General features: G+C 60.3%; 19 protein-coding genes and 2 pseudogenes. 10 read left to right on the forward strand and 11 right to left on the reverse strand.

Features of this window, described 5'->3' with window-relative positions; translation table 11 throughout:
* Nucleotides 1-17 precede the first annotated feature (17 nt).
* Nucleotides 18-359, forward strand: a complete 342-nt coding sequence (locus PW947_RS19235; RefSeq protein WP_299633947.1) for a helix-turn-helix transcriptional regulator — start codon at nt 18-20, stop codon at nt 357-359.
* On the forward strand, nt 359-1,720 hold the full coding sequence (locus tag PW947_RS19240) for a type II toxin-antitoxin system HipA family toxin (protein ID WP_299633948.1): 1,362 nt from the start codon (nt 359-361) through the stop codon (nt 1,718-1,720). Before PW947_RS19235 ends, PW947_RS19240 begins: the two co-directional genes overlap by 1 nt.
* Nucleotides 1,721-1,733: 13 nt before the next feature.
* On the opposite strand, the gene pncA is transcribed toward PW947_RS19240, so the two are convergent.
* Nucleotides 1,734-2,453, reverse strand: a complete 720-nt coding sequence (pncA, locus tag PW947_RS19245; protein WP_299633949.1) for a bifunctional nicotinamidase/pyrazinamidase — start codon at nt 2,451-2,453, stop codon at nt 1,734-1,736.
* Between the two features lie 280 nt (nt 2,454-2,733).
* Between pncA and bla the strand changes: the two genes are divergently transcribed.
* Nucleotides 2,734-3,621 carry a class A beta-lactamase gene (gene bla, locus PW947_RS19250; RefSeq protein WP_299633950.1) on the forward strand — a complete coding sequence of 296 codons (888 nt, stop codon included), beginning with the start codon at nt 2,734-2,736 and terminating at the stop codon, nt 3,619-3,621.
* Nucleotides 3,622-3,684: 63 nt separating this feature from the next.
* Here the strand turns inward: bla and PW947_RS19255 are convergent.
* The 3 genes and pseudogenes from PW947_RS19255 to PW947_RS19265 form a co-directional block, all read right to left on the reverse strand.
* Nucleotides 3,685-4,284 (reverse strand): annotated as a pseudogene (locus PW947_RS19255) (type II secretion system protein GspD); the annotation flags it as partial.
* 333 nt (nt 4,285-4,617) lie between these two features.
* On the reverse strand, nt 4,618-4,878 hold the full coding sequence (locus PW947_RS19260; protein WP_299633951.1) for a DUF1488 domain-containing protein: 261 nt from the start codon (nt 4,876-4,878) through the stop codon (nt 4,618-4,620).
* Nucleotides 4,879-5,111: 233 nt separating this feature from the next.
* Nucleotides 5,112-5,702, reverse strand: coding sequence for an alpha-ketoglutarate-dependent dioxygenase AlkB (locus PW947_RS19265; protein ID WP_299633952.1), 591 nt, complete (start codon nt 5,700-5,702; stop codon nt 5,112-5,114).
* 449 nt (nt 5,703-6,151) lie between these two features.
* Here PW947_RS19265 and PW947_RS19270 point away from each other — a divergent pair, with 449 nt between their 5' ends.
* From PW947_RS19270 to PW947_RS19290, 5 genes are all read left to right on the forward strand, one after another.
* Nucleotides 6,152-6,811 (forward strand): NAD(P)H-dependent oxidoreductase, encoded by a 660-nt coding sequence (locus PW947_RS19270; protein WP_299633953.1) that lies wholly within the window; start codon nt 6,152-6,154, stop codon nt 6,809-6,811.
* A 399-nt stretch (nt 6,812-7,210) separates the two neighbouring features.
* The gene (locus PW947_RS19275) at nt 7,211-7,453 is read left to right on the forward strand and encodes a transcriptional regulator (RefSeq protein WP_299633954.1); all 243 of its coding nucleotides are present in this window, start codon (nt 7,211-7,213) and stop codon (nt 7,451-7,453) included.
* Nucleotides 7,454-7,560: 107 nt separating this feature from the next.
* Complete coding sequence (gene iaaH, locus PW947_RS19280) at nt 7,561-9,015, forward strand: indoleacetamide hydrolase (protein WP_299633956.1); 1,455 nt, start codon at nt 7,561-7,563, stop codon at nt 9,013-9,015.
* 107 nt (nt 9,016-9,122) lie between these two features.
* Nucleotides 9,123-9,836 (forward strand): CDP-diacylglycerol diphosphatase, encoded by a 714-nt coding sequence (locus tag PW947_RS19285; RefSeq protein ID WP_299633957.1) that lies wholly within the window; start codon nt 9,123-9,125, stop codon nt 9,834-9,836.
* Nucleotides 9,837-9,995: 159 nt separating this feature from the next.
* Nucleotides 9,996-11,093 (forward strand): fatty acid desaturase, encoded by a 1,098-nt coding sequence (locus tag PW947_RS19290; RefSeq protein WP_299633958.1) that lies wholly within the window; start codon nt 9,996-9,998, stop codon nt 11,091-11,093.
* A 94-nt stretch (nt 11,094-11,187) separates the two neighbouring features.
* Here PW947_RS19290 and gcvA read toward each other — a convergent pair whose 3' ends face one another.
* The 5 genes from gcvA to PW947_RS19315 form a co-directional block, all read right to left on the reverse strand.
* Nucleotides 11,188-12,096 (reverse strand): transcriptional regulator GcvA, encoded by a 909-nt coding sequence (gene gcvA / locus PW947_RS19295; protein WP_299633959.1) that lies wholly within the window; start codon nt 12,094-12,096, stop codon nt 11,188-11,190.
* A 256-nt stretch (nt 12,097-12,352) separates the two neighbouring features.
* Nucleotides 12,353-13,807 (reverse strand): cytosine permease, encoded by a 1,455-nt coding sequence (locus PW947_RS19300; protein ID WP_299633960.1) that lies wholly within the window; start codon nt 13,805-13,807, stop codon nt 12,353-12,355.
* Between the two features lie 113 nt (nt 13,808-13,920).
* The gene (locus PW947_RS19305; RefSeq protein ID WP_299633961.1) at nt 13,921-15,627 is read right to left on the reverse strand and encodes a GMC family oxidoreductase N-terminal domain-containing protein; all 1,707 of its coding nucleotides are present in this window, start codon (nt 15,625-15,627) and stop codon (nt 13,921-13,923) included.
* A gap of 105 nt (nt 15,628-15,732) precedes the next feature.
* Complete coding sequence (locus tag PW947_RS19310; protein ID WP_299633962.1) at nt 15,733-18,234, reverse strand: CoA transferase; 2,502 nt, start codon at nt 18,232-18,234, stop codon at nt 15,733-15,735.
* Between the two features lie 511 nt (nt 18,235-18,745).
* Nucleotides 18,746-20,257 carry a CoA-acylating methylmalonate-semialdehyde dehydrogenase gene (locus tag PW947_RS19315; protein WP_299633963.1) on the reverse strand — a complete coding sequence of 504 codons (1,512 nt, stop codon included), beginning with the start codon at nt 20,255-20,257 and terminating at the stop codon, nt 18,746-18,748.
* Between the two features lie 107 nt (nt 20,258-20,364).
* On the opposite strand from PW947_RS19315, the gene PW947_RS19320 reads away from it, so the two are divergent.
* Complete coding sequence (locus PW947_RS19320) at nt 20,365-21,309, forward strand: LysR family transcriptional regulator (protein WP_299634076.1); 945 nt, start codon at nt 20,365-20,367, stop codon at nt 21,307-21,309.
* Between the two features lie 389 nt (nt 21,310-21,698).
* Nucleotides 21,699-22,155, forward strand: a pseudogene (locus PW947_RS19325) (transposase); the annotation flags it as partial.
* Between the two features lie 99 nt (nt 22,156-22,254).
* Here PW947_RS19325 and PW947_RS19330 read toward each other — a convergent pair.
* Nucleotides 22,255-23,592 (reverse strand): beta-propeller fold lactonase family protein, encoded by a 1,338-nt coding sequence (locus PW947_RS19330; RefSeq protein ID WP_299633964.1) that lies wholly within the window; start codon nt 23,590-23,592, stop codon nt 22,255-22,257.
* Between the two features lie 104 nt (nt 23,593-23,696).
* On the reverse strand, nt 23,697-24,896 hold the full coding sequence (locus PW947_RS19335; RefSeq protein ID WP_299633965.1) for a PepSY-associated TM helix domain-containing protein: 1,200 nt from the start codon (nt 24,894-24,896) through the stop codon (nt 23,697-23,699).
* Between the last annotated feature and the right edge of the window lie 88 nt (nt 24,897-24,984).

Below are 24,984 nucleotides of genomic sequence, written 5' to 3' on the forward strand. Positions count from 1 at the left end.
GGCTCGATTAAACGAACATGAAAGTCACTCAAAGCGCCGCCGCCAGCCCCGCCGTCCTCGCCGAAAGCGCCCAACTCGGCAACGCACTGGCGCGGCTGCGTGTCGCGCGACACATCCAGCAGCGCGACGCCGCGATGCGCGCGGGCTTGTCCCGCAATACCGCTTACCGGCTTGAAAAAGGCGACCCGGGCGTCGCGCTGGGTCAATGGCTGCGTTATCTGGAAGCCATTGCACCGGGCCTCAGCCTGCTCGACCTCATCTCCAACGCCGACCCGTCGCTCGACGCGCAGACCGCGCGCGAGCGTACCCAACGCGTGCGCGACCTGACGGCGAACGAACTGAACGATCTCGACTTCTGATGTCCAGCGAAAAGCGTCTGTACGTTTTCGCGTCGCTGGCCGATGGTTGGGCGCCCGCCGGTCAACTCGACCTCACCGAGCAGGCCTCGACGCTTTTGGCTTCGCGTTTCGCCTATGGCTTACGCTATCTCCAACGGCCCGACGCCATCGAAGTCGATCCGGTCAGCCTGAGTCTGTCGGACCGCGAGTCCGTGCGCGCGAGGCGCCTGTTCCCCGCGAACGGTCTGACGCTGTTCGGCGGAATCCGCGACGCCGCGCCCGACGCGTGGGGCCGTCGCGTGATCGAGGCGAAGCTCAAGGCCGGCGCCAACAGCCTGCCCGAATCCACCTATCTTCTGCATGCGGGCGGCCAGCGAATCGGCGCGCTCGATATCCGCGAATCCCTCGACGGACAGAACCACCGGCACAGTGACGAAACCGCCGCGAACGTCGGCGTGGACAACCTTCAGTATCTGGTCGATTCCGCAGACCGGATCGAGGAAGGCTTGCCCGTGCCGAGCGGTCTCGAAGCGATTTTCGTACAGGGAAGCGGCCTGGGCGGGGCGCGTCCGAAAGCGACGATCCGCGACGACAACCGTGTGCTGTGGCTGGCGAAATTTCCCAGCAAGAGCGACCGGATGAGCGTCACGCAGATCGAGGAAGCGACGCTGAGACTTGCCGCCGAATGCGGCATCCGCGTGCCGCCGACGCGGATCGTGTCGCTCGGCAAGCGTCGCGTGATGCTGATCCGCCGCTTCGACCGCTACTGGACGCATCCCGACGCGGCCACGCGTGTCGGCGACGACGCGCTCTATCTGCCGCCGTCGCCCGGCGCGAGCGAACAACGCGTGCCGTTTGCGAGCGCGCTGACGCTGGTCGGCTGCACCGAATCCGAGTCTATCGGCAAGCGCTATCAGGATGTAGCCGACACGATCCGCCGCTACGTGCATCGCGATTTCATTCGGGCCGACATTCGCGAGCTGTTCAAGCGGATGATCTTCAACGTGCTGGTCAGCAACGACGACGACCATCTGCGCAATCACGGCTTTATCTGGGATGCCCGCCTGCCCGGCTGGCGGCTCAGTCCGCTCTACGACGTGTTGCCGCGTCCCAGCAGCGCGTTCGAACGCTACTTGCACCTGGGTGTCGGTCCACAAGGACGGCTCGCGACACTCGACAATGCGCTGGCCGCCAAAGACGCGTTCGGCCTGTACGGAGCCGACGCGGCTCAGGCGATTGCCGAGGTCTGGTCGAAAGTGCGCGAATGGAAGGTCAGCTTCGACGCGCACGCGGTGCCGGAGAAAGAAATCGATATCGTCGCGCCCGCGTTCCGGCATATCGACGACGTTTCATCGGCAGCGCTGCGCAACGCGTTGCCGTGATTTCGCCCGCCCCTCACCCCGCCAGAATCGCCTGCGACTGAATCCGCTTCACCCCCGCGCGTGCCATGCTCTTCCACGCTGCCGCGAGCGAACCGTTCAGGTCGATCGCGCGGGTCGCGTCCTCGATCACATAGGCGTTGAAGCCCGCCTTGCGCGCGTCCATCGCCGTCCATGCAACGCAAAAATCCGTCGCCAGTCCGGTCACGTAGACCGTGTCGATGCGTCGCTGCTTCAGATAACCCGCCAATCCCGTTTCGGTCTTGTGATCCGCTTCCTCGAACGCGGAATAACTGTCCATGTCCTTGTGAAAACCCTTGCGGATGATCACCTGAGCCGTGGGCAATTTCAGGTCCTTGTCGAGCGCGGCATCGTCGGTGCCCTGTACGCAATGATCCGGCCACAGCACCTGCGTGCCGTACGACAGCTTCGCCGTCTCGAACGGCTTCTTGCCCGGATGCGCGCTCGCAAACGACGCATGACCCGGCGTGTGCCAGTCCTGCGTGATGACGATGTTTTCGAAGTGCGTCGCCAGCTGGTTGATGACCGGCACGACGTCCGCGCCGCCCTTCACCGGCAAGGTGCCGCCGTCGATAAAGCAGTTCTGCACATCCACCACGATCAGCGCGGCATGACTGCCGGGCTTCAGCGACTGCGCCGACGCCGCCAGGGCGTCGAGCGCGCGCAAGCCGAACAGTTGGGTCAGGCCGAATGCGGCGGTCGATTTGATGAGCATTCTGCGACGCTTGTCTTGCACGGCACGTCCTCCGTTACGGGTCAACGCGATGGGATGGAATGATGTCCGGCATGCAGCCGGTCACGCTGACCGAATCATAGAGGCGCCAAATTGATTTGCGGTTGCGGTTGCGGCTGTGGCGGAGCGGGCGCAGCGCTTGCAGGCATCGACACCCCGGAAGCCGGGGCCGTCCCGTTTGTCTGCATCCGCAAAATAGCGGATAGTCCTGCCTCGGCAAGCCGTTTTCACCCGTCACTTTTCGTCAGTGAGACTACAGCTAATGACCCACTCTTCCCAGCGCCGCACCTTGCTGCTGGCCGCTGCCTCGGCACCGCTGTTCGTCACGATCGGCGCGTGCAGCACGCCCGCGAAGCATCCCCGATCCGCGTCCGCCGCGTTGACCGCGCTGGAAAAACGCTCCGGCGGACGGCTCGGCGTCGCCGCGTTCGATACCGCGAGCGGCAAGCATATCGGCCATCGCGCCGACGAGCGCTTCCCGTTCTGCAGCACGTTCAAGGTGGTGTTGTCCGGCGCGATACTCGCGCAGAGCGTGCGCGATCCGGGCCTGCTGGCGCGCCGCGTGACATGGCCGCAAAGCGAGGTGGTCAACTACTCGCCGATCAGCGGCAAGCATGTCGCCGACGGCATGACGGTAGCCGAACTCTGCGGCGCGGCGCTTCAATACAGCGACAACACCGCGGCTAACCAGTTGATCAGGATCGTCGGCGGACCGGCTGCGGTCACGGCGTTTGCGCAATCCACCGGCAACGCTGAATTCCGGCTCGACCGGATCGAAACCGCGCTGAACGACGCGTTGCCCGGCGATCCGCGCGACACCTCGACACCCGCCGCGATGGCCCGCAGCCTGCACACGCTGGCGCTCGGCGACGCGCTGCCGGCAGCGCAGCGCGAACAGTTGCAGACATGGATGCGCGGCAATACGACCGGCGACAAACGGATTCGCGCGGGCGTGCCGGACGGCTGGCAGGTCGCCGACAAGACCGGCACCGGCGATTACGGCACCGCGAACGATCTTGCCCTGGTGTGGCCGCCGGGACGCGCGCCGATCGTGATCGCGATCTACCACACGCAACCGGAAGCGAACGCAAAGCCGCGCGACGACGTCCTCGCCGAAGCCGCGCGTATCGTCACGATGGACTTCGCGTAGACACAGTCGTTCACGAGTTCACGATGCATCGCGCACCGTGAACCTCGCGCTTATTGCACGCCTCGTCGGCGCGTCGAACTGTGGCGCCAGTGCCTTCGCGGACACGACCCGCGTGGTTCGACGCGCGCAACAGCCGCGCGTTGGTGCGGGTGTCGGCGGTGACGAACACGTTCAGCGTGGCGTCCGTATTGCCGATCACGCGCGGGTCGAGCAGCTTCGACAGTTGCGTCGCCGGGTCGATCGCCGTAATCGGTGACGACGTTCGTATTGTTTGCCGGCAAGCCGCGATCGTGTTGTTCCGCGAGATCAGCGGCCGCGCGCGACCGGCGCGTTTCCGATGTAATTGCGCATGCCTTGTAATTTTGCGTCCGCTTCCGGCACAACCTTCAAAACGCCGTGTTCGCGAAGCATCGTGAAACCTTGCATGCGCAATGCGGCTTCCAGCGTTTTTAGCGCCTGTTCTTCCGGCACGGAAGACTCCAGGACCAGATTTAATTGTCCTTTGCCACGCGGATCGCCAATGATGGTTTTACCAGTTGCGGCGCCAAGCGCTTTAGCAACCTCATCAATATCGGCATTGACGAAATTCAGTGTGACATTTGCATAAACGGATTGCGATGCAACCCATCCCGTGATCAGCAATGCATTCGCGATATGAGGCAATTAAACGGGGTTTGTTTTCATCTTTTCGTGTGCTGGAAACTGCCGGCGCGATCGCGGTGGTCCGTATCGCTGCGCGAATCGTCAATACACCGCAATGGATAACACCGGACATGCGAAATATGTCACCGGAATCTTTTAATAGCGTAACGCGATCTTAAAGATTCGCAATTACTTATCGATGAATTGATATTCCTCCACCCTCTCCAACATTACCGTCCAGAATTAATTTAACGCATTACCCGACAACAATCGAATGCAATACTCCCCGGATCTCGCCAATCGCGCGGCGTCACGGTAAATCGATACGCCGTGGCCGCGCAATACTCATTCTATCTAGTGGAAATCGCCGGTTTCAAGTTCGACCGATTGGCCGCCGTTTTGCTGCAATACCCGCCGTGCCGCGTTTTCGATTTTCGTGCGATTTGCCTCGAAGGTGCTGACCAGATCATGGGACGACGTGCCCGCATTCTTGAAATGATCGTTCAATGCGTCCATGGACACGCTGCACCATACGTCCTTCCCGCCGACGTTCGCTTCAAAGGCAACACGCGCTGCAGCCACCACTTCCCGACGTCCGGTGAATTCGATATTCATTGCACCCTCCTTTCAAAAAGACAGGTGTAGACGCGCAAGCGTTGTGCCACGCGGCATGCCTAATTTGTCCGCAACCGCGCGGAAACGCCCACCGACTACCCATCCATTGTAGGCAAGCGGCGCGCGCGACGACGGCGATTGGCGGGAGGCACCGCGCATCCTTATGCGCATAAACTTTTTATTTCGCTAGGTTTTCTGAAACGCCAAATAGCATTTCTAACGAAAGAAGCAGCTCACGATGGCGGGAAAACCCAACGAAAAGTCAGATTGATCCGTTCGCCGATCACGCGCGGCTCCTTCGGCACACGATGCCGCCAGTCCGCCTGCGTGCGGCCTTTCATCACCAGCAAACTGCCGCCGCCCAGCCGATACGATTGCGTGACCGCCGTTTTGTTATGCCGCAGATCGAAACTTCGCGCGGCACCAAGGCTGACCGACGCAATCACGGGCTCGCGACCGAGCTCCGGTTCGCGATCCGCGTGCCATCCCATGCTGTCGATACCGCTTCGATACCGATTGATCAGCACGCTATTGAAACGATGCCCGCAGGTGGCTTCGGCCGCGGCTTTCAGTGTGCTAACAACCGCCGTCCACGGTTGCGGCACATTGCGAATGCCCGAATAGACGTAGACGGCGTCCGGCTCGCCTTGCCAGGCGGTCAAGCGCGGCAGCGGCACACGACCGGCGGGCGTGCGCATCATGTCCTGCTGCCACGCGACTTCATCGATCAGACGCGCCAGCGCGCTCGCGGCGGCATCAGGCGACAGCCACTCCGGATACCAGTCGACATCGGGAACAGGGAGATCGTTGAACAGGTCGGCCATAGTACGGAAGCAGATGACGTGGAACCAGGAAATGGCGCGGAGCCGCGCAATGCGCACGCCGCGAAGTCCGATTATCGACCATCGTCGCAGCGCCGTTCGTCCCGGTTCTTGCTGATTTCAGCCTGTTTTTAGCCCGAGGACCCGCGATACAGACGAAAAAAAGCCCCGGTATCGTTCGATGCCGGGGCCAGTCCCATATCAAGAGTCATCATGGAGGAGACGAATTCATCTTATCGACGCCGCCCGCGATCGCGCTACCAATCCTTTTCCATATGCTTATCAGTGCGTGGCCGCGCACGATTGCGCGGACCGCCCCGCTGCACGAAGCGTCGATCATGCATATCCTTAGAACAATTAGTCGTTTCCCGCGCGCCGATGCGCTCTCTAAGATGGTGGTCTGAGCCGCGTTGCCCGCAGCCCACCGAATTCAGCCTAACAGGAGTGTTGCCTTGTCCAGTTTCGATCATCAGCGCCGTCCGCTCGTCGTCGGTATCGGCGGCACGACCCGCGCGGCTTCGTCGACGGAACGCGCACTCGCGTTCGCGCTGCGCGGCGCCGAAGCGTCCGGCGCGCGCACGCGACTGTTCGGCGGCGAGTTTCTGCATAGCTTGCCGCACTACGCGCCCGAGCAGCTGCAACGCACCGACGCGCAACGCGAATTGATCGAAGCCGTCCGCCATGCCGACGCGGTGATCATCGCCACGCCCGGCTATCACGGCGGCGTATCCGGCCTTGTCAAAAACGCACTCGACACGCTGGAAGAACTGCGCGACGACCCACGTCCGTATCTGGACGGACGCGCAGTAGGCTGCATCGTGACCGCATACGGATGGCAGGCCGCCGGTTCCGTGCTGACATCGCTGCGCTCGATCGTCCACGCATTGCGGGGCTGGCCGACACCGTTCGGCGCAGGCATCAACACGCTCGAAACCCGCTTCGAAAGCAGCGAGCAATGTTCCGATCCTAAAGTGGTCGCTCAACTGGCGACAGTCGGTGAGCAGGCTGCGCAATTCGCACTCGCATTCCATCGCGTCGCGGCCCATCAGCGCGACATGCCGGGCGAAGCCGGTGAATCGCACGAAGCGAAGGTGCTGACGCTCGCGGGTTAAAAGGCCTCTATAGCGACAACGACGCGCGGCCGTATAGCGCGCGTCGTCCTCTGCCGGTTGTCTGCTCCTCTCCGTTCGCCGCTCGCGCCGAACTTCATTGCCCGCCCTCTTCGCGGGTCTCCGCGTCTTGCTTACCTCTGTGTTCATCCGCGCATGCCAGTCCATGCGTATTGCTCATGCATTCTTTTTTCTCATGCATGCGTGCGTCGAACGCATGCGTCGAACGCATGCGTGCATGCGATGCCGGTTCGCGCTAACCGTTGCAGACACACACTGATTTACTTGTCACGAATGCTTCGTTCACGGTTGACGGGCACGCGCCTACGCTAGATCTGCATGGCCACTTTCGTTTCCCGACACGCGAGCGATCGCAACGCAACCGGACTCGACCCGCACGATATGAACCGATCCGCACTTCGCTATAAAGGCTATGACGTGGCGCCCGATGCGCAACGTCTTCCGAACGGGCTGTTCGCAGCCAATCTGACCATCGGGAAAGCCGCGTCCGGTCATCGGTACGACGCGCATTCGTTCGACGCACTCGATTACTTCTTCGATGAAGAGCACGCATTGGCGTACGCATGCCGGTGGGGGCGGCTGTGGATCGATAACCGGCACAAGCCACATAAACAGTCGCAATAGCCAGCCCGGTTTCAGCGCGGTCAAGGTCGAATGCGCGCCGATGGGCGTGCCGCAAAGTGTTGTGCCAGAATGAGCGACGCATCCGCCCGCTCACTCGGAGATCACGCATGACATGGACCGTCGACCGGCAGCTTGCGCTCACCGCATGCGAAGCCGTAGCAGCGATTCAGGCAGGCCGCCTGAAGGCCGCGGATTACGTCGCGACGCTGCTCGCAAGAGCGGGCTCGCTGTCCACGCTCAACGCGTTGACCGTGCTCGACATGGACGGCGCACTGGCCGCCGCACAACGCATCGACGCACTTCCGCCCGCCGCCCGCGCCGCGTTGCCGCTCGCGGGTTTGCCGGTCGTCATCAAGGACAATATCAACACGCGCAATCTGCCGACCACCGCAGGCACACCAGCGCTCGAAAACTTCGTCACCGCTGAGAACGCGCCGAGTGTCGAACGGTTGCTGTCGGCCGGTGCCGTGATGATCGGCAAGGCTAACATGCACGAACTCGCGTTCGGCATCACCAGTTCGAACTTGGCGCCACACGCCGGGCCGGTGCGCAATCCGTACGATCCGCGCCTGATCGCGGGCGGCTCGTCAGGCGGCACCGCAGCGGCCATCGCGGCCCGCTTGAGCCCCGCAGGACTTGGCACCGACACCGGCGGCTCGACGCGGATTCCCGCGGCACTGACGGGCATTGCAGGCTTCCGGCCGTCGGTCGGCAACGGCGGCGCCGAGCGCCGCTATCACAACCCGAACGCAGTCGTGCCGATCAGTCATACGCGCGACACAATCGGGCCGATGGCGCGCACCGTTGCGGACATCGCACTGCTCGACGGCGTGATCACCGGCGAACGCGTGCTGCCCGACGTCGAACTTGCGGCTTTGCGAATCGGCCTGCCCACGCCGCTGTGGGACGCGCTCGAACGCGTCGTCGAACAGGTGACGCGCGCGGCGTTGACACGACTCGAAGCCACCGGCGTCACCTTCGTGCCCGTGGACATGCCCGACCTGCTGCCGCTCAACGACCTTATCGGCGCGCCGGTTGCAATCCGCGAAGCGCGCGACGACGTGCCCGAGTGGCTCGCCGCCAACAACGCGCCGGTGCGGACCGTGGCGGAAATCGCAGCGCGCATCGCCAGTCCCGACGTTCGGGATGCGTACGATGCGATCCTCGCCAACGCGTTGGATCATCTGTATCACGATGCAATGAATGTGCATCGTCCAAAGCTTCAGCAGCACTATGCGGACACCTTCGCAACGCACCGACTCGACGCGTTGTTATTCCCCACCACGCGACTCGTTGCGGTGCCGGTCGATGAACTGAACTGTTCGTCGACGGTAACGATAGACGGCGCAACACCGATCGATGAAATGGCGGCCTTCCTGCGCAACACCGACCCCGCGAGCAACGCGGGCATTCCCGGCCTCTCGCTGCCCGCTGGCGTCACCGATCACGGCCTGCCGGTCGGCCTGGAACTCGACGGCCCGCTCGGCAGCGACCGACGCCTTCTGGCAATCGGCATCGCGTTCGAACGCGTGCTGGGCGTACTGCCCGCGCCCGTGCTTTGATGCGAGGTCCGATGGGGACGGCGCCCTCGACCACAACGACCACAACCGGCATTCGACACACCTCGCGCCTGATCCGCGCGTCCATCGCGCTATGCTCGGCTATAGCGATGGCGGGATGCGCGCACCTTGCGTCGCGCGTTGCCGCACTCGATCCGGACGCATTGTGGAAGATCGTCGGACTGCAATGCGTGCCTTCGCAACGGGATCTGCACCGGCCCGGACAATGCACCTTCGTCGATCTCACGCAGCGGTATGCGGTATTGAAAGACATCAGCGGACGCGCACAGCATCTGTTAATTCCGACGGATCGCATCACCGGCATCGAAAGCCCCGAGATTGTCGCGGCCGATGCACCGGAATACTGGTCTTATGCGTGGCTATCGCGCCGGTACGTCGAGGCGTCGCTGAAGCAGACGGTCACCGCTAACGCGATGGGTATGGAAATCAACTCCAAGTATCGACGCTCGCAGCAACAGTTACATATCCATCTCGACTGCATGCGAAAGGACGTCACGACGGCACTCGCAAGTCATCGCAACGACACCGTCGGCCAGTGGCGCTGGGACACACTCGACGGCCAGCGCTACAGGATCATGCGCGTGACCTCGCTCACGCAGACGAACAACCCGTTTCACATCGTCGCGCGCGATAAAAAAGACCCCGTCGCAATGGGTATGCAAACCATTCTGGTGACGGGCGCAAGCGCATCCACTACGCAGGATGGCTGGCTGATCGTCAATAGCGGCATGGACGTCGACAACGGCAGCGGTTCGGCGGAAGGTCTACTCGATCACGGCTGCGCGATTGCACCGCGCCATTGATGCGCGCGACGGCATTTAGCCCCTTTTTTAGGGGCTTTCCATTCCTGTCATCCGCACATGCTTTGCCGAACAAATTGGTTCGACCCGCACATCGTCGCGCTTAGGATCGCATCTGAACGGGCATCGTCGTTGCCCATCCCAGCCCCAACTGCGAACCCGATGGCGATCTACCTGGACGAAACTCAACGCGCGGCACTCGCGCGCTTACGTGCCACCTGGACGTGGCGCACCGAATGGCCCACGTGGCTGTTGATCGTCGTGCTTTATGGAAGCTGGCTGGCGATCGTATTCCACATACGCATGCTGGGATTACCTCTGGCAACCGCACTGCTGGCCGCGCATGGCGCCTGGTATATGTCGTTGCAGCATGAGTTGCTGCACGGTCATCCAACGCGCTCGCCCTTTATCAACGGCATGCTGGGCTTTATGCCGTTCGCGGTGTGGTTTCCGTATGGCATCTATCGCGACGCGCATCTTCAGCATCACGACGATGCGCATCTGACGCAACCCGATCACGACCCGGAAAGTTACTTCATCGACGCGCGTGCGTGGCAGCGCGCCGGTCCGGTCACGCGCGCATTGCTGACCGTGCGTAATACGTTTATCGGACGTTTGCTGGTGGGTCCGGCGTTCTCGATCGCGGGCACAGCCGCCGACGCTGCGCGCAAATTCGTGAACGGCGACTGGCGCGATATGCCCTTATGGATTGCCCATGCTTGCATGCTCATTGCGCTGACCGCGTGGCTCGATCGCGTGTCAGGCATGCCCGCATGGCTGTTCATTTTCGGTGTCGGATATGGCGCGTTGTCGATCAGTTCCGTGCGCTCGTTTTATGAACATCGCGCGGCGCATGTGCCCGCGCATCGATCCGTGCTGAACGAAACAAACTGGTTCTGGCGCGCGCTGTTTCTGAACAACAACTACCATCTGGTTCATCATGATCTGCCGCATGTGCCGTGGTTCGCGCTGAGAGATGTCTACGAGACATACCGTCAACAATACATCGAACGCTCGGGAGGATTTCTGGTAAAGGGATACAGCGAATGGTTGAAGCTCTACGCGCTCACTCAAAACGCCCACCCGGTCCATGGCGTCTCATCCAGTGCAAGCCGCCGCATTCCGGCTGCTGCTGGCAGTTTTGCAGCTAAATTGCGGATAAAATTGATGGTGGTTATCCGTCAGGGAGAACGCTATGAGGCTCACCCACCCGCTTCTACTGAACGCCAAAGCACAAGACAAGCCCTACAAGATCCGTGATCGCGATTCCATGTGTCTGCGGGTCTCGACAGCGGGCTCCAAAACATGGAAGTTCGACTATCGCCTAGATGGAAAGGCCTGTACCCACCCACCTCTAGCGACCGCGGAGGCGTTGTTCTTGAGCGATTTCGGTCAACCAAACCACGAAGGCCGCGCACTGTGGATTGACGAGACTGTGCGGTTCGTAGACAAGGTGAAACGCTTCCTGCGTCGGTAAGTGGGGTAGCAATGGTGCAATTAATTGCCCACCCTCCAACATATGCTCGACCAGCGACGAGCGAGCCAGCGCTACGCCTTGTCCAAGCTCCGCAGCTTTCAGCGCGGAAATCAAGGTGTCGAACTGCATTCCCTTTGAAGAATCCACCTTGGGCGCCCCCGCCTTCTTTAACCAATAGCCCCAACCTTCTTCATATCCCAGCACATGCAGCAACTCATAGTGCGCAAGGTCCCTTGGAGAGGACAAAGGTGCATCTGATAGGGGAAGTGTAGGCGAGCACACTGGCAGCAGAGTGTCCCATGTCAAACGCTCCACTCTTAATCCGCTCCATTCGCCGTGGCCATAACGGATTTCCAGATCTGCTTCGCTGTCTGTCACGCTACTATCTCCGCCCCAGATGTTGCTCGTAATGCGCAGATTGACGTCGGGGTGCCGGCGGCGAAACTCAGGCAAACGTGTGGCAAGCCACTGCGTGTAGAAAACAAGGCTCACGCGGACCGTCAGCAATCTTTTGTGGCCTTGCCCGAAAATTTCAGCCGTCGCCGCTGCGAGACGCTCGATAGCCTGGTGAACAACCGGCAAATAAGCCAACCCGGCTTCGGTAAGCTCAATACCGCGGGGCAGCCGTTTAAATAGCGCGGCCCCTAGTTGCGCTTCGAGGCCCTTAACCTGTTGGCTCACCGCAGCTTGCGTGAGATTCAGTTCAGTCGCGGCATGCGTAAAGTTGAGGTGCCGAGCTGACGATTCGAAAGCGCGCAGCCAGTTGAGCGGGGGCAATTGTTTCATCGGGCGAGATCTCGGATTGCGACGATTAAGCGTAGCCGCAACGTGCGGACCCGGAGCGAATTTTACTCGTAGGCGCCTGCTTCTCCAGACGGATAAACGCCGACAGATTCGCTCCTGGCTTTCAATTCGTTGCCGAGTGCCTGCATCAGATATCTGATGCAGGACCGGGAAGACACCCGACTACTTTGCACCGTCGAATCACAGCCAGATGATTCGAGGCCATCCAGTCGCAGTCGATGTATTGAGCCTGCTGTGACTATCGGTCGACGTCGAGGCCAACGTCGGCCTGTCTGGCAAGAACGCGCTCTGTCTGGGTATCCAGAGAACGACATACCCAGAAATAGACACCGGCTGAAACCACAAGACCGATGACCATCCCGATATCGATATTGCCGATGAGTTTCGCAAATGGGCCGATGTAAAACCCGTTCGAAGAGAAAGGAATCATCGCGGCAAAACCAATGAAATACGCGCTCAACCCGCGCCAGTTCCAACGTCCATACATCCCTCTGGGATTAAAAATCTCACGCACCGAGTATTCGGTCTTCCGCACAAGATAGAAATCCACCAGATTGATTGCGGTCCATGGCGTGAAGAGGTACAGCAGAACGCCAAGGAAGTCGCCGAACTTCGCCAGAAAGTCTCCCGAAGCATCGAGTGCGATGAGTGTCGCCGCAACAGCGACGATCAGAAGACTGATAAGCCGCGCCCTGACGGAAGAACGAGCCGGTTTGAACGAGTCTGCGATGCTGAGCAGCGTGAGCGACGCTCCATAGAAATTCAGGCTGGCCATGGTCACGAGTGCCGCCAGAGACAGAACAAGCGTCAACACGCCAAAGCCTGGATAAATCGAATCGCCAAGGAGTTGTACCGCAGCCGAAATATCAGCCTTGGCGTGAAAAGTCGCGGCTGCCGCGCCGACCAGCATCATCGACGCTCCACCGATAAACGCGCCAAGGTATGTCCACCAGAACGACGCACGAACACCCACATTCGCGGGCATATATCGTGAGTAATCGGACACATAGATCGCCCAGCTCAACTGGTAGGCGGCCGCTGCGAAAAACTGGATGAAAAACGGCACGCCGTGAAACTCACTCAGACTGAATTGCGATGCGTCGAATTTGACGGAGAAGCCTACACCAACGGCGAAGATGATCAGAACAATCGTCATCGACACGGCGATCCATTGCTGAGCCTTATGAATCCAGTCGTGCCCAAGAAATGCCACGGCGAGCGACAGCACGGTGAACGCGAGAAGGCCGTGCTTCGGGTCGATATGTATCAGGTTGTGGATCGTATCGCCGGCCAGTACCTGATTAAATGCGTTGTAGCCCACGTAGGTGACAAGCGCCACAACCCACACGAGCAGCGCGCCCATGTAGCCAAATTGCGGGCGCGACTGGATCATCTGCGGCAATCCGAGTTGCGGCCCCTGAGTGGAGTGGAATGCCATGAAGAAGGTGCCGAACGCAGTTCCCAGCACGGCTGCAATGGCCGTCCACAATAGGTTGGCGCCCATCGCCACGCCAATGGCGCCAACGGCGAGCGTCGCGATTTGTGTCGACCCCGAGAACCAGATCGCGCCGAGATGCCAGATCTTGCCGTGCCGCTCCGAGTGCGGAACGTAGTCGATGCACCGACGCTCGACGCCCAGACGAATTTTCGCCGGCGTCGTCGCCGGGGCAACAGATGAGGTTGTTTGCTGCATGATTGTCTCCAGATCTTTTTTGCTATTTCGGGTGATTCGACGCGCCACCCGTCTATGCGCTCCGCGCGTCAATACGCAAAACTCGCGAATTCGTGCGCGGAAAACCGAACCTGTCAGGACATTAGTGCCGTTGCCGCACTCCCAACGGCCTCGGGAGTTTTCTTCTGCTTTCGGTCTTTGCGGATCATCTCGCTTGCGTGTTCGGCAATCATCAATGTCGGCGAGTTCGTATTGCCGGAGGTAATCGTAGGCATTACAGACGCATCGACCACTCGCAGACCGGATACGCCTATTACGCGAAGCCGGGAGTCGACAACCGCGTCGGGATCATCGGTGCGCCCCATCCTGCACGTACCGACCGGATGAAAAATTGTGGTGCCGATATCCCCGGCCGCGCGCTGAAGCTCAGCTTCTGTTTGAAACTGAACGCCCGGAAGGATCTCCCGCGGTTTGAATCGCGCCAATGCCGGTGCCGACGCAATACGTCGCGTGAGTCGCAATGCGTTTGCCGCGACTTGCCGGTCGAGATCCGTCGACAGGTAGTTCGGCACAATTTGGGGGGCGGACGAAGGATCAGCTGACACGGCGTGAATGCTCCCTCGGGAAGAGGGTCGCAATTGGCACACCGACGCAGTAAAGGCATCAAATCGATGCAGCGGCTCGCCAAAACGATCGAGTGACAGCGGTTGCACGTGGTATTGGACGTCAGGCCGCGCGCCTGGCTCGCTGGCCGGGTCCGAGGCGGTGAAGGCGCCCAACTGCGAAGGCGACATGGCCATCGGCCCACTTCGAAACATCGCGTATTCAAGACCAATGCGCAGCTTGCCCAGCCAACTTGCACTGAGCGTGTTCAACGTACTCACTCCGTCAACCTGAAATACCATTCGCAGTTGCAGGTGATCCTGCAGGTTCTCGCCAACACCCCGGCGGCCGACACGCGTCCTGATGCCCAACGCGGCGAGCCGCTCCGGTTGCCCGATACCCGACAGCTCAAGGAGCTTCGGTGAATTGACAGCGCCCGCACAGGAGATGACTTCCCGCCTGGCGGTCGCAGTCACCTGCTCGTCACCGATGCGGAGCTCAACACCGTTGCAACGCAATCCGTCAAACCGCAACCGGTCCGTCTGAGCATGCGTGACGATCGTCAGGTTTTTCCGCCCGGCAGCGGGTCGCAGGAAAGCTTTTGATGCATTCCACCGGATTCCCCGCCGCTGGTTGACGTCAAAATAGCCAACGCCGTTGTTGTCGCCCCGATTGAAGTCAGATGTGGGTGGTATCCGGGTTTGCTGGGCAGCCTCGGCGAACACCTCGAGAATCGGCCAGCTAAGACGTTGTTTCTCCACGCGCCATGGGCCGCCAGCGCCATGCGACTCACTCGCGCCACCGTGGTAATCCTCGCTTCGCTTGAAGACCTCGAGCACTGAATCCCAGCGCCAGTTCGAATCACCTGTGATATGGGCCCATTCGTCGTAGTCTTCCTTCTGGCCACGCATGTAGATCATGCCGTTGATCGACGAACATCCACCCAACACACGACCTCGCGGATAACTGAGCGACCGGCCATTCAGTCCGGATTCTTCTTCGGTTCGGAAGCGCCAGTCAGTCCGTGGATTGCCGATGCAGTACAAATAGCCGACTGGCACGTGGATCCAGTGATAATTGTCCTTGCCGCCAGCTTCGAGCAGCAGAACAGACACATCGGAGTCTTCGCTAAGGCGATTAGCGACGACACATCCGGCAGTTCCCCCGCCAATCACGATGTAGTCAAATTCGCCGAGCGATCTGACTACCGTCTCCGGTTTGTTCTGGTTTGCTAACATTTTCTCTCCGTATTGGAGCGACGTCCGTGCGGACGCCGCCCGCTTCGCCATCGGATGCCGCCGCGCGCCGGCTCTCAAGCCGCGCGGCAATACTGCAGATGGATTTCAGCTCGGCAGGTACTCGTCGGACCAGCTCACGCCGATCGCATGCCGGTCAATCAGCGCGTCGATCGCGCCTTCCTGATAACCGAGTGCACGAAGCACTGGCCGCGTAGAAGCACCGAATTTCTCCGCTGGCTTCAGCACGCGTATGTTCGCTTCATCCGGCCGGATCGCGACTGGATCGAGCTGGGTAACGCGGTGGCCACTCGGATGTGCGTCATACACGCTGAATGCGAAGCTACCGTGGTCGAGCCCTGGCTTGCCATCCGCGGGGCGAGACGTTTCCCGCCGCAGGTTGTCGAGATTGTCGGGCGCTGCTGCAGCGATGCCTGCCGCCTGCAGACGGGTCTGCCAGGTCTTCGCCGATGCCGTGTCGAGCGCACGGGCGAGGAACGCGCCAGGCTCCGCAGCGGATACGATGCCTCGCAGACCTTCCACCTGATCCAGGCGGGCCAGTTCCTGCTCGTGGGTGTGCACGTAGATCCAGTCGTCGGCGGCGCGGAAGAAACGCGACAGTGCGCTGAAACCCTGGACCTCCCGACCCGACGGCTCGTCGAATGGCGGACGCTCTGCGTAGTCGTAGCAGAACGGTATCTGGACGAGATTTCCCAAAGCCGCCAGTGACGTTCGTGCGCGACCGCCCTTCCCCGTCAACGCCTTGCGATAAAGCGCGGCGGCAACACCGAGCGCAGCGGCGAATCCGCACATCACGTCGATCGTGCCGACGTGTGCATGCTCTTCCGGGGTCGCCATGCCGCCGCCGAAGCGCACCATAATTCCGGTGCACGCCTGGATCAGGTCGTCGTAACCCAGGTAATCGGTACGCGGGCCACGTCGAGGACCGCCGAAGCAATCGAGCTGGCAGAACACCACGCCGGGATTGACGGCGCGCAAGCTTGCTTCATCGAGACCGAGCGGCGCGAGCTGGCGGTCCGGTGCGTTCATCACGATCACGTCGACCGAGCGAGCCAGTTTATTGAAGATTTCGCGACCTTCCGCGTTCGCGAGATCGACGAGGACACTCTGTTTGCCACGCCCCGACGACATACCGAACACGACTGTATTCCACGGATCGTAGTTGGGCGTGACAGGATCGAGCTTGATCACGTCTGCGCCAAATCGTCCGAGAAAAGACGTCGAATGCGGTCCCGCGATCACGTTGGTCAGATCGAGCACCCGCAGGCCGTCAAGCCATCCACCGACGTTCTTTGCCGGCGCAGGAGTACGCGTCACACGCGGCGACGCATCGAGTGCGGCAAACGCATCGGCAACCGTCCCTTCACTGCGCGGGCGCGGTTCCAGCATCGAATCCGCGCTGTCCTCGAGCCATGCGACAGGCCCAGGCTGTTTCATCGACCCGTATTCTGGATCGTCAACCTCGACCACGAGGCCGGCCAGATTGGCATGGTCGTCGTGCAGCCACTCGCGGGTGGTCCGATGCGCCGCGCCGGGAAAGCCACCTTCACCGAAAATACGCTCCCACTCCGCAGCAGTTCTCGTGAGAAAAACTTCCTTCATCCGTGCCGAAATGCGCGCGGCCCAGTGCACAGGTAGCGGATAGACGCCGAGCGATGCATCGCCGTCCCATTCGGCGACCGGCCGATACGGATCGCTGACCGTGGGCAGGCCTGCTGCGACCATCTCATCGTAAAGCCCCATCGCCTGGAGGCAACGCTTCGCATGCGACCGATGCGACGGACAGACTGCGTAAAACTTCCGGCCATCCGCGCACTCATAGGTGCGATAGAACGGGTCGAGATATTCCTGCAACGCCTCGTAGCACAGATCCATCGGCTGACCTGTCGTGCGGCGCCGTTCGACCTCTTTCTCGCGCAGGGTTTTATAACGCTCCGGATAGCCATCGATCTTGATCGAGTTGTAGGAAAGGCCTTCCAGTACCGCCGACGCGAGCGGCACCTCGATCCGATCGCCGCGGCCAGTCCGCTCTCTCGCCTGCAAGGCCAACACCACGGACGACACACCGAGCATCGTGCCGTAAGCCGAGGCAAGCGGCAAAGGCGAGAAGCTGGGATTGATGCCCATCAGAACGCGGTTCTGCCCCATGTCCGTGAAGACACCCGAGGCCGATGCGATGATCGGTTCGAACGCGCGCCACTCGCGGCGCAAGTCGTCATTACTCGCAAAACCCGGTATAGACAGCGTGATCAGATCCGGGCGCTCCCGCCGCAAAACAGCGAAGTCGATGCCGAGACGAGCCATCACGCCAGGCCTGAAATTTTCAACGACGATATCGGCCCGAGCGATTAGCGCCAACGCGTCCGCCAGTCCTTTTTCAGTCTTGAGATCCAGCCGCACGGTCAGCTTGTTGCGGTTCAGGACCGCATTCGCGGGACTGTCCCAAAGCGGACCATTGAGCGGGTCTACGTGGATGACTGTTGCGCCGAGATCCGCGAGGATCATCGACACTGCCGGCCCGGCAATATACTGGCCGAAGTCGATCACATTGACGCCGCTCAGCGGGCGAATTTCGTGCGTTTCTGTCATTTTAGTTTTGTCTCCGGGGCAGCCAGATGTAGGCCGTCCATTCCATGTTATCGACCGGCGCGAACCACCTTAACGACCGCACTGACGGCAGCAGCGGCGTTGATGGAACGTAATGTCGGGCACAACGGAAACCGGGTAAAGCAATAAAAAATGCGCCCAAGGCACGATTTTTTTTATGACAGGACGCCGTCAGGCACAGACGTGTTTCAGCCGCCAGCGAATCCCGTATGCGGGGCGTTCACACGGCTAGCAGATTGAGTGAAGAGGCAAAAGTTCGGACGAGAAAGTTCACCCGTTGGGTTCGGGTGTGGCGGGCGAAGTTGGGGACGTATGGCTTGCGCGTGGGACAGCGAAAAAAGGCGGACCGATAATCCGTCCGCCTGCCGCCGGCAAACCGAAGATCGGGTGAGAACCTAGGCTCGTCACCCGACTCAGCAATGCCACTCAGCGCCACCTTGATGGTGGCGCCCTACTGCGATTGCTACGTCAAATGCGTGACACGCACGACAACTTATTTGGCCGTCGGCATCGCGAAATCAGCGCCTTTCTCCGTGCTTTCCGGCCAACGCTGCATGATCGATTTCTGCTTCGTGTAGAAGCGCACGCCCTCTTCGCCGTAGGCATGCGTGTCGCCGAAGAGGCTGCGCTTCCAGCCGCCAAAGCCGTGCCACGCCATCGGAACCGGGATCGGTACGTTAATGCCCACCATCCCCACTTCAATGCGGTTTCCAAACTCGCGCGCGATGTGACCGTCGCGTGTATAGCACGCAACGCCATTGCCGTATTCATGCGCGTTGACCAGATCGACCGCTTCGGTGAAGTCCTTCACGCGCACGCAGGCGAGCACCGGTCCGAAGATTTCTTCCTTATAGATGCGCATTTCCGGCGTGACGTTGTCGAACAACGTTCCGCCCGTAAAGAAGCCGTCTTCGTGACCGGGGACTTTCAAGCCTCGACCGTCGACGACCAGCGTGGCGCCTTCGCTGACGCCCGTCGCGATATAGCCTTCGATGCGCTGAAGGGCCTCGCGTGTGACGATCGGCCCCATTTCCGCATCCGCTTCCATGCCATTCTTCACGATAAGGCTGCGCGCGCGTTCTGCGAGACGCGGCATGATTTTGTCAGCCACATCGCCGACCAGCACCGCCACCGAGATCGCCATGCAGCGCTCGCCCGCCGACCCGTAACCCGCACCGACCAAGGCATCGACAGCCTGATCGATATCCGCGTCCGGCATCACAACCATATGATTCTTCGCGCCACCGAGTGCCTGCACGCGCTTGCCGTTTCTTGCGCCAGTCTCGTAGATGTAGTTCGCGATGGGCGTCGAACCGACGAAACTCACGGCCCTCACGTCCGGATGTGCGAGCAATGCATCGACCACGACCTTGTCACCCTGCACCACGTTAAACACACCATCAGGCAAACCCGCTTCCTTCAGCAGTTTTGCCATGAACAACGACGCCGAGGGGTCGCGCTCGCTCGGCTTCAGGATGAACGTGTTGCCGGCTGCGATCGCGACCGGAAACATCCAGCACGGCACCATGCACGGGAAGTTAAACGGCGTGATGCCCGCAACGACACCCAACGGCTGACGCACCGTCCAGTTGTCCATGCCCGTCGACACCTGCTCCGTGTAATCGCCTTTCAGCAGTTGCGGAATGCCGCAGGCAAATTCGACCACGTCGATACCACGCGCCACTTCCCCCTTGGCGTCGGAAAATACCTTGCCGTGTTCTGCGGTGATGATGGCGGCCAGTTCGTCGGTATGGCGGTTCATCAATTCGAGGAAGCGCAGCATCACGCGGGCACGACGGATCGGCGGCGTATTTCTCCACTTCGGGAAGGCGGCTTTCGCGCTGGCCACTGCCGCGTCGACGTCGGCCGCCTCACCTAGCACCAGCTTGCGCGGGCGCTCGCCAGTCGCCGGATTGAACACAGCCTGGGTTCGGGTACCGTGCCCTCGAACCGCTTCACCGTGGATGAAATGCGTTACGTCACCTGTATCGTTGAACACCTTCACGTCGACTCCTCAATTTAGTTGGCAGTAACCGCAGTGTATGAAGTGACCAAACGTCTGCAAAGACGTTAAGATTGAACTGATTGTTTTCAGGAGTGAACAATAAAGATATGGATGCCCAAAAAGTCGAAAACCTATGGGTACATTTGCACTGGCTGACGGTGCTCGCCGAACAGGGAACCTATACTGCGGCTGCATTGCGGCTTGGCGTGAGCAAAGCCGCAATGAGCCAGCGCATCGCGGAACTGGAGCGCGCTGCGGGCATCGCGCTGGTCCAGCGGACCACCCGCAGCGTCCGCTTCACCGAGGCCGGTCAGCGGCTAGTGGAGAACACGCGGGCAGAATACGAGCGCATTGCAACCAGTTTCTCGACAGTGCGGGAAATGGCAGGCGTGGCACGTGGGTCTATTCGTGTCACCGCGCCAGTGGCGTTCGGCCGCCAGCAACTGGTGCCGAAGATGTCGGCTTTTTTGCGAGCGAATCCTGAAGTTCGCGTGCAACTCGAAGTGTCCGACCGGCTTAGCTCGATCGCCACCGAGGGCTTCGATCTCGCGATCCGCCACAGTGCACAGGTACCGGAAACACATGTCGCGTGGAATCTCTGCGAGACTCGCTCGGTAATCGTCGCGACCCGCGCCTATCTTCGCCGACACGGCACACCCAAATCTCCCGCCGATCTCCCGTCCCACGACTGCCTGTTCTATCCGCGTGCAATGGGTTCGGGAATCTGGTCGTTTGAGCGTCGATCCACGCGCAAGGGCAATAACGACCCGATCATGATTACCGTTAACGGTCCGTTTTCGGCCAATAACAGCGAAGCGCTGCGCGACGCGGCCCTCGACGATATGGGCATCGCCCTCCTACCTGACTTCACCGCACAGAGCGCCATCCACACGGGCAAACTCGTGACGCTGTTGCCGGACTGGCGGCCAGTCGGCGCCTTTGCAGAGCAGTTGTATCTGGTGCGGCCGTACACGCAGCATGTTCCGCGAGCGGTAGCGCTGTTCGTCACCTATCTACGGCAGACTTTCGCCGAAGGCTTCCCGCTTCAATGAACGTTGGGAATTCATTCGTTTCGTCGACGCAAGCCGTGCAATTCGTAGCGACCTGCTGGCAGAAGCTGGACGTGGCGTAATGTCGGTAACTGCGCTGGCGTTCTGGTTGACGGCGGGCCGCAAAGGGCGGTCTATTGGCATCATGCCGAGCGAAACCCGTCCTGAGCAAGGCCCGCGTGCCACTTCAGGGGTACTCAAATCCGTCCATTGATTTGCCAATTCTTACGTGCTTGCCACGAAAGCAAGTTGGGACGCCGGATGACGGGCGACGAACAAAAAGTGGGTAACGGTAGCGATTGATTACAGGGTGCCACCGCGAAGAGGCAAAGGGCCTGCCAAGCCGAGAATGATGTACTCAGGAAGCGATGAGACCGTTTTGCTTTAAAACCGGCCCGAATTCCACGGACCGGCGCAAGCTCGGCAGCAAACACCACTTCATTGTCGACGCGCAAGGCATCTCGCTCGCGGTCATCCTGAGCGCGGCGAACCGGCACGACATGACCCAGCTTGATGCGCTCGTCGATGCAATTCCACACATCCGGGGCAAGCAGGGTGGCCCCCTGCACAAGCTGCAAATCGTTCAGGGCGACCGGGGCTACAGTTTCACCCCCCCATCGGGAGCACTTGCGCGAACGAGGCATCACGCCAGTGCTCGCAAAAATCGGCTTGCCACATGACAGTGGCCTCGGCAAAACGCGTTGGCCAGACGAGCGTTCGATTGCATGACTTCACTCGTTTCGACGCATCAAGATTCGTTACGAACGCTATGCTCATGTTCACGAAGCATTCCGGTCCTTGGCTTGCGCCTTAATTTGCTGGGCGTGCCTAACGCCTCTGTTTAACTAATTTCGCAACAGCCTCTACTCTATCCAAACCTAGCCAAGCCCAAAGAGTGCGCTGGAGCAATGCCACTCAATCAAATTCCACTATGAATTGAACGCAAGACTAGGCAGCAAAAAAATCGAGGTTTGCCGCTGCGTTCTGAGCAATGCTCGAAACCTTTGACAGCGTGCCGTCTTCAGCAATGGCCAGGGTCAAAATTTCATCGCTGTAAAGGCAGGGCACGACGATATAGCGGCCATCAGGTGAAATCGCGCACCCGCGCGGCCAGTTTGCCGCCAGCTCAATGGTATCGATACGCTTGAGCATGCCGTTGTTGCCAATCGCAAAGGACGTCACGCCGTCAAAGCCCTTCTTGTATTTGCGCTCGTCGCCTTCCATGTAGTCGAGTGAACCGCGAACGACGGTAAAAAGAAACTTGCCCGATGGATGCAGGCGCATGTCCTGCTGTTCGAGGTGCGCGCCGGCGGGAATCTTCGCCATCAATGCCTGGGTCACGACCGGCTCTGCTCCTAGCCTGGTCAGTGCGCCGCGCTCGTTATAGCTGAAAACAGCAACCTCGTTGGCGTTCTCAAAGTTCACATACACCAGTTTCTTGTCGGCATTGAAACGCGCATAGCGCGGAAGCGAACCCGGCTCGAGCATGTAGGGCGCGGCGGTCTGAACAATGCGCTCAACACCGTAGTCGATACTCATCGAATAAATCCGGTCGGCGCCCTTGTCGCAGCAGATAAAAAACTTGCCTTCCGGCTCCCATACGACACAGTGGGGATGCGAGGTCCTCTGGTTTTTGCGCGGGCCAGAACCGGACATCTGATGCACGTCAAGCGGGGGCGCAAGCGTGCCATCAGCATTAAGTGGGAAAAGATTGATCGAGGTGGTCGGGTATTGCGCGACGATCTCGTATTGATGCGCGGCGGTCTTGACCACTCGCGTGACCGCATCATCGGAGGCATGGATTGAGGCGACCATGTACCTTCCGGTAGGGTCGATAGAGATCATGGATGGGTTGGCGCCGTAGGATTTTTGCGCGCCGAGTTTGGTGAGCGCACCACTCGCAGGATTGATGCGATAAACACCGACCGTCCCGCCGCCGCCGACACGAAAATCGGGTTGTTCATCACTTTCGTCGGTGATGTAAACCAGTTTTCGAGCGGCATTCACCAAGGTGCCGCCGACGCTGTAGGCATCATCTATCTTTTCTGCAAAGGTTAGCTTTCCGCTTCCAGTATCGAACTTATAGCGGTAAAACCCTTTCTTGCCACCTTTGCGTATCCAGGACCCGGAATAGAGGTCTATTTCTCTACTTGCTGCCATGACCGGGAGTATGCCCCGGCCAATACTCGCAAGCCCAGCCAGCAGTACCGCGCGCTTGAGCAGCGTGCGCCGTGAAACAGACCAGTTGTCGAGCTCGCTCGGTTGCGTTTGTAGGCTGTCGTTCATCGTTAGATCTTGTGTCATTGCAATGTTCTGCGGGTCCCACTCTTCGCGGGGAATTCTTATTGCCATCTGACTGATGGCTTAGTCTTCGAAGACATGTACACGGATCACTTCCAGAGGATCTGATTGCGTCCGTTTTGCCGACGGCGCTGCCACATCTGCCAATACATCACAGCCCCCGAGATGGAAAGATAGATAAGTGCCAGTGCGGCCAACACATCCAGCAGACGGCCCGGCAGTCCAATGAAGTCGCCGCGATGGAGGCTCTTGGCCAGTTGGTGCGCTTGCCAGCCGAACGGGAAATGAGCGCGCGGATAGCCCGGCTCGGTTTCCGACATCGCAACGCCGGTGTCGGCGTTAAATACGAATTGTCGGGACGCGTCGCCGCCAGTCACGACGACGCCCTGACGGTACCCGCCATAGTTGCGCAGGCGCACGACCTGGATCGGCGCGTCCCCTGCAGCGGCCCGTACCGCAGCCAAAGTTACACTCAGCATCTGCGGCAGCCGGGCATCGTCGAGCGGGACAGGTTGAACGGCCGGGCTCGGCACGCCAGCTGATTGCCTGATGCTGATGCTGCGATATAGCGCATCGGCAGTCAGCCATCCCCCAGTCAGCGTGATCCACACAAGCAGGAGCGAGCAGACGATGGAGATCGTCCGATGCAAGGAGCGCCAGAGCCCGCCGCCTGACCAGAAAAACTTGTTACCTCCATTCTTTCGGCGCTGGAAGAACATCCTGAGATAGACGATGGTGCCGGTCACGATGAGCATCGCGAGCGCAAGCGCCGCCGCGCAGTTGACGAGCAACGCCCAGTCGCCGAACGTGGTCATTCGATGGAGCTTTTTGAACGTATTGCGCGCTGAGTCGGGGAACTCTGCCTCCTTTGGCTCTTGCGCGAGCCGCGCAACGAGCGCACCGCTCAGGGCATTGACGCGCAGATAGCCGTCATCCACACCGACCTGCCCGACGGGCGTGTCGCCGGCCATTCGCAGCTCGACATAGCGAAGAGGTGTAGCACCCAGGCTGGCGCGTGCCGACCGCACGGTTTGGTCGAGCATCGATGCCAACGGGGCGCCAACGGGAAGAGATTGGGCCGCATAGTCGGCACTCTTGCGCACCGCGAAACCGGGTGGTCCATCGAAGCCTTCATGCATCGCGCGCACATTAGCGTCCGTCGCCGGGATGTGCGCCAGAATTGAACGAATGTCGATCATCTGGATCGCCGAGCCCGTCACGCCAAGATAGAGGGTAACGATTGCGACGATGAGCGCGACCCATCGGTGGATATATCGTAGGAGTTGCATCGAAATCGAGTCGAGTAAAAGAGATCGGTAGTGACGGTTGTTCAGACAACCGCCTCGGACAGGAATGGCGGCGATGTTCCTTATCGCC

This window comes from Paraburkholderia sp. (assembly GCF_028283785.1).
GTDB lineage: Bacteria > Pseudomonadota > Gammaproteobacteria > Burkholderiales > Burkholderiaceae > Paraburkholderia.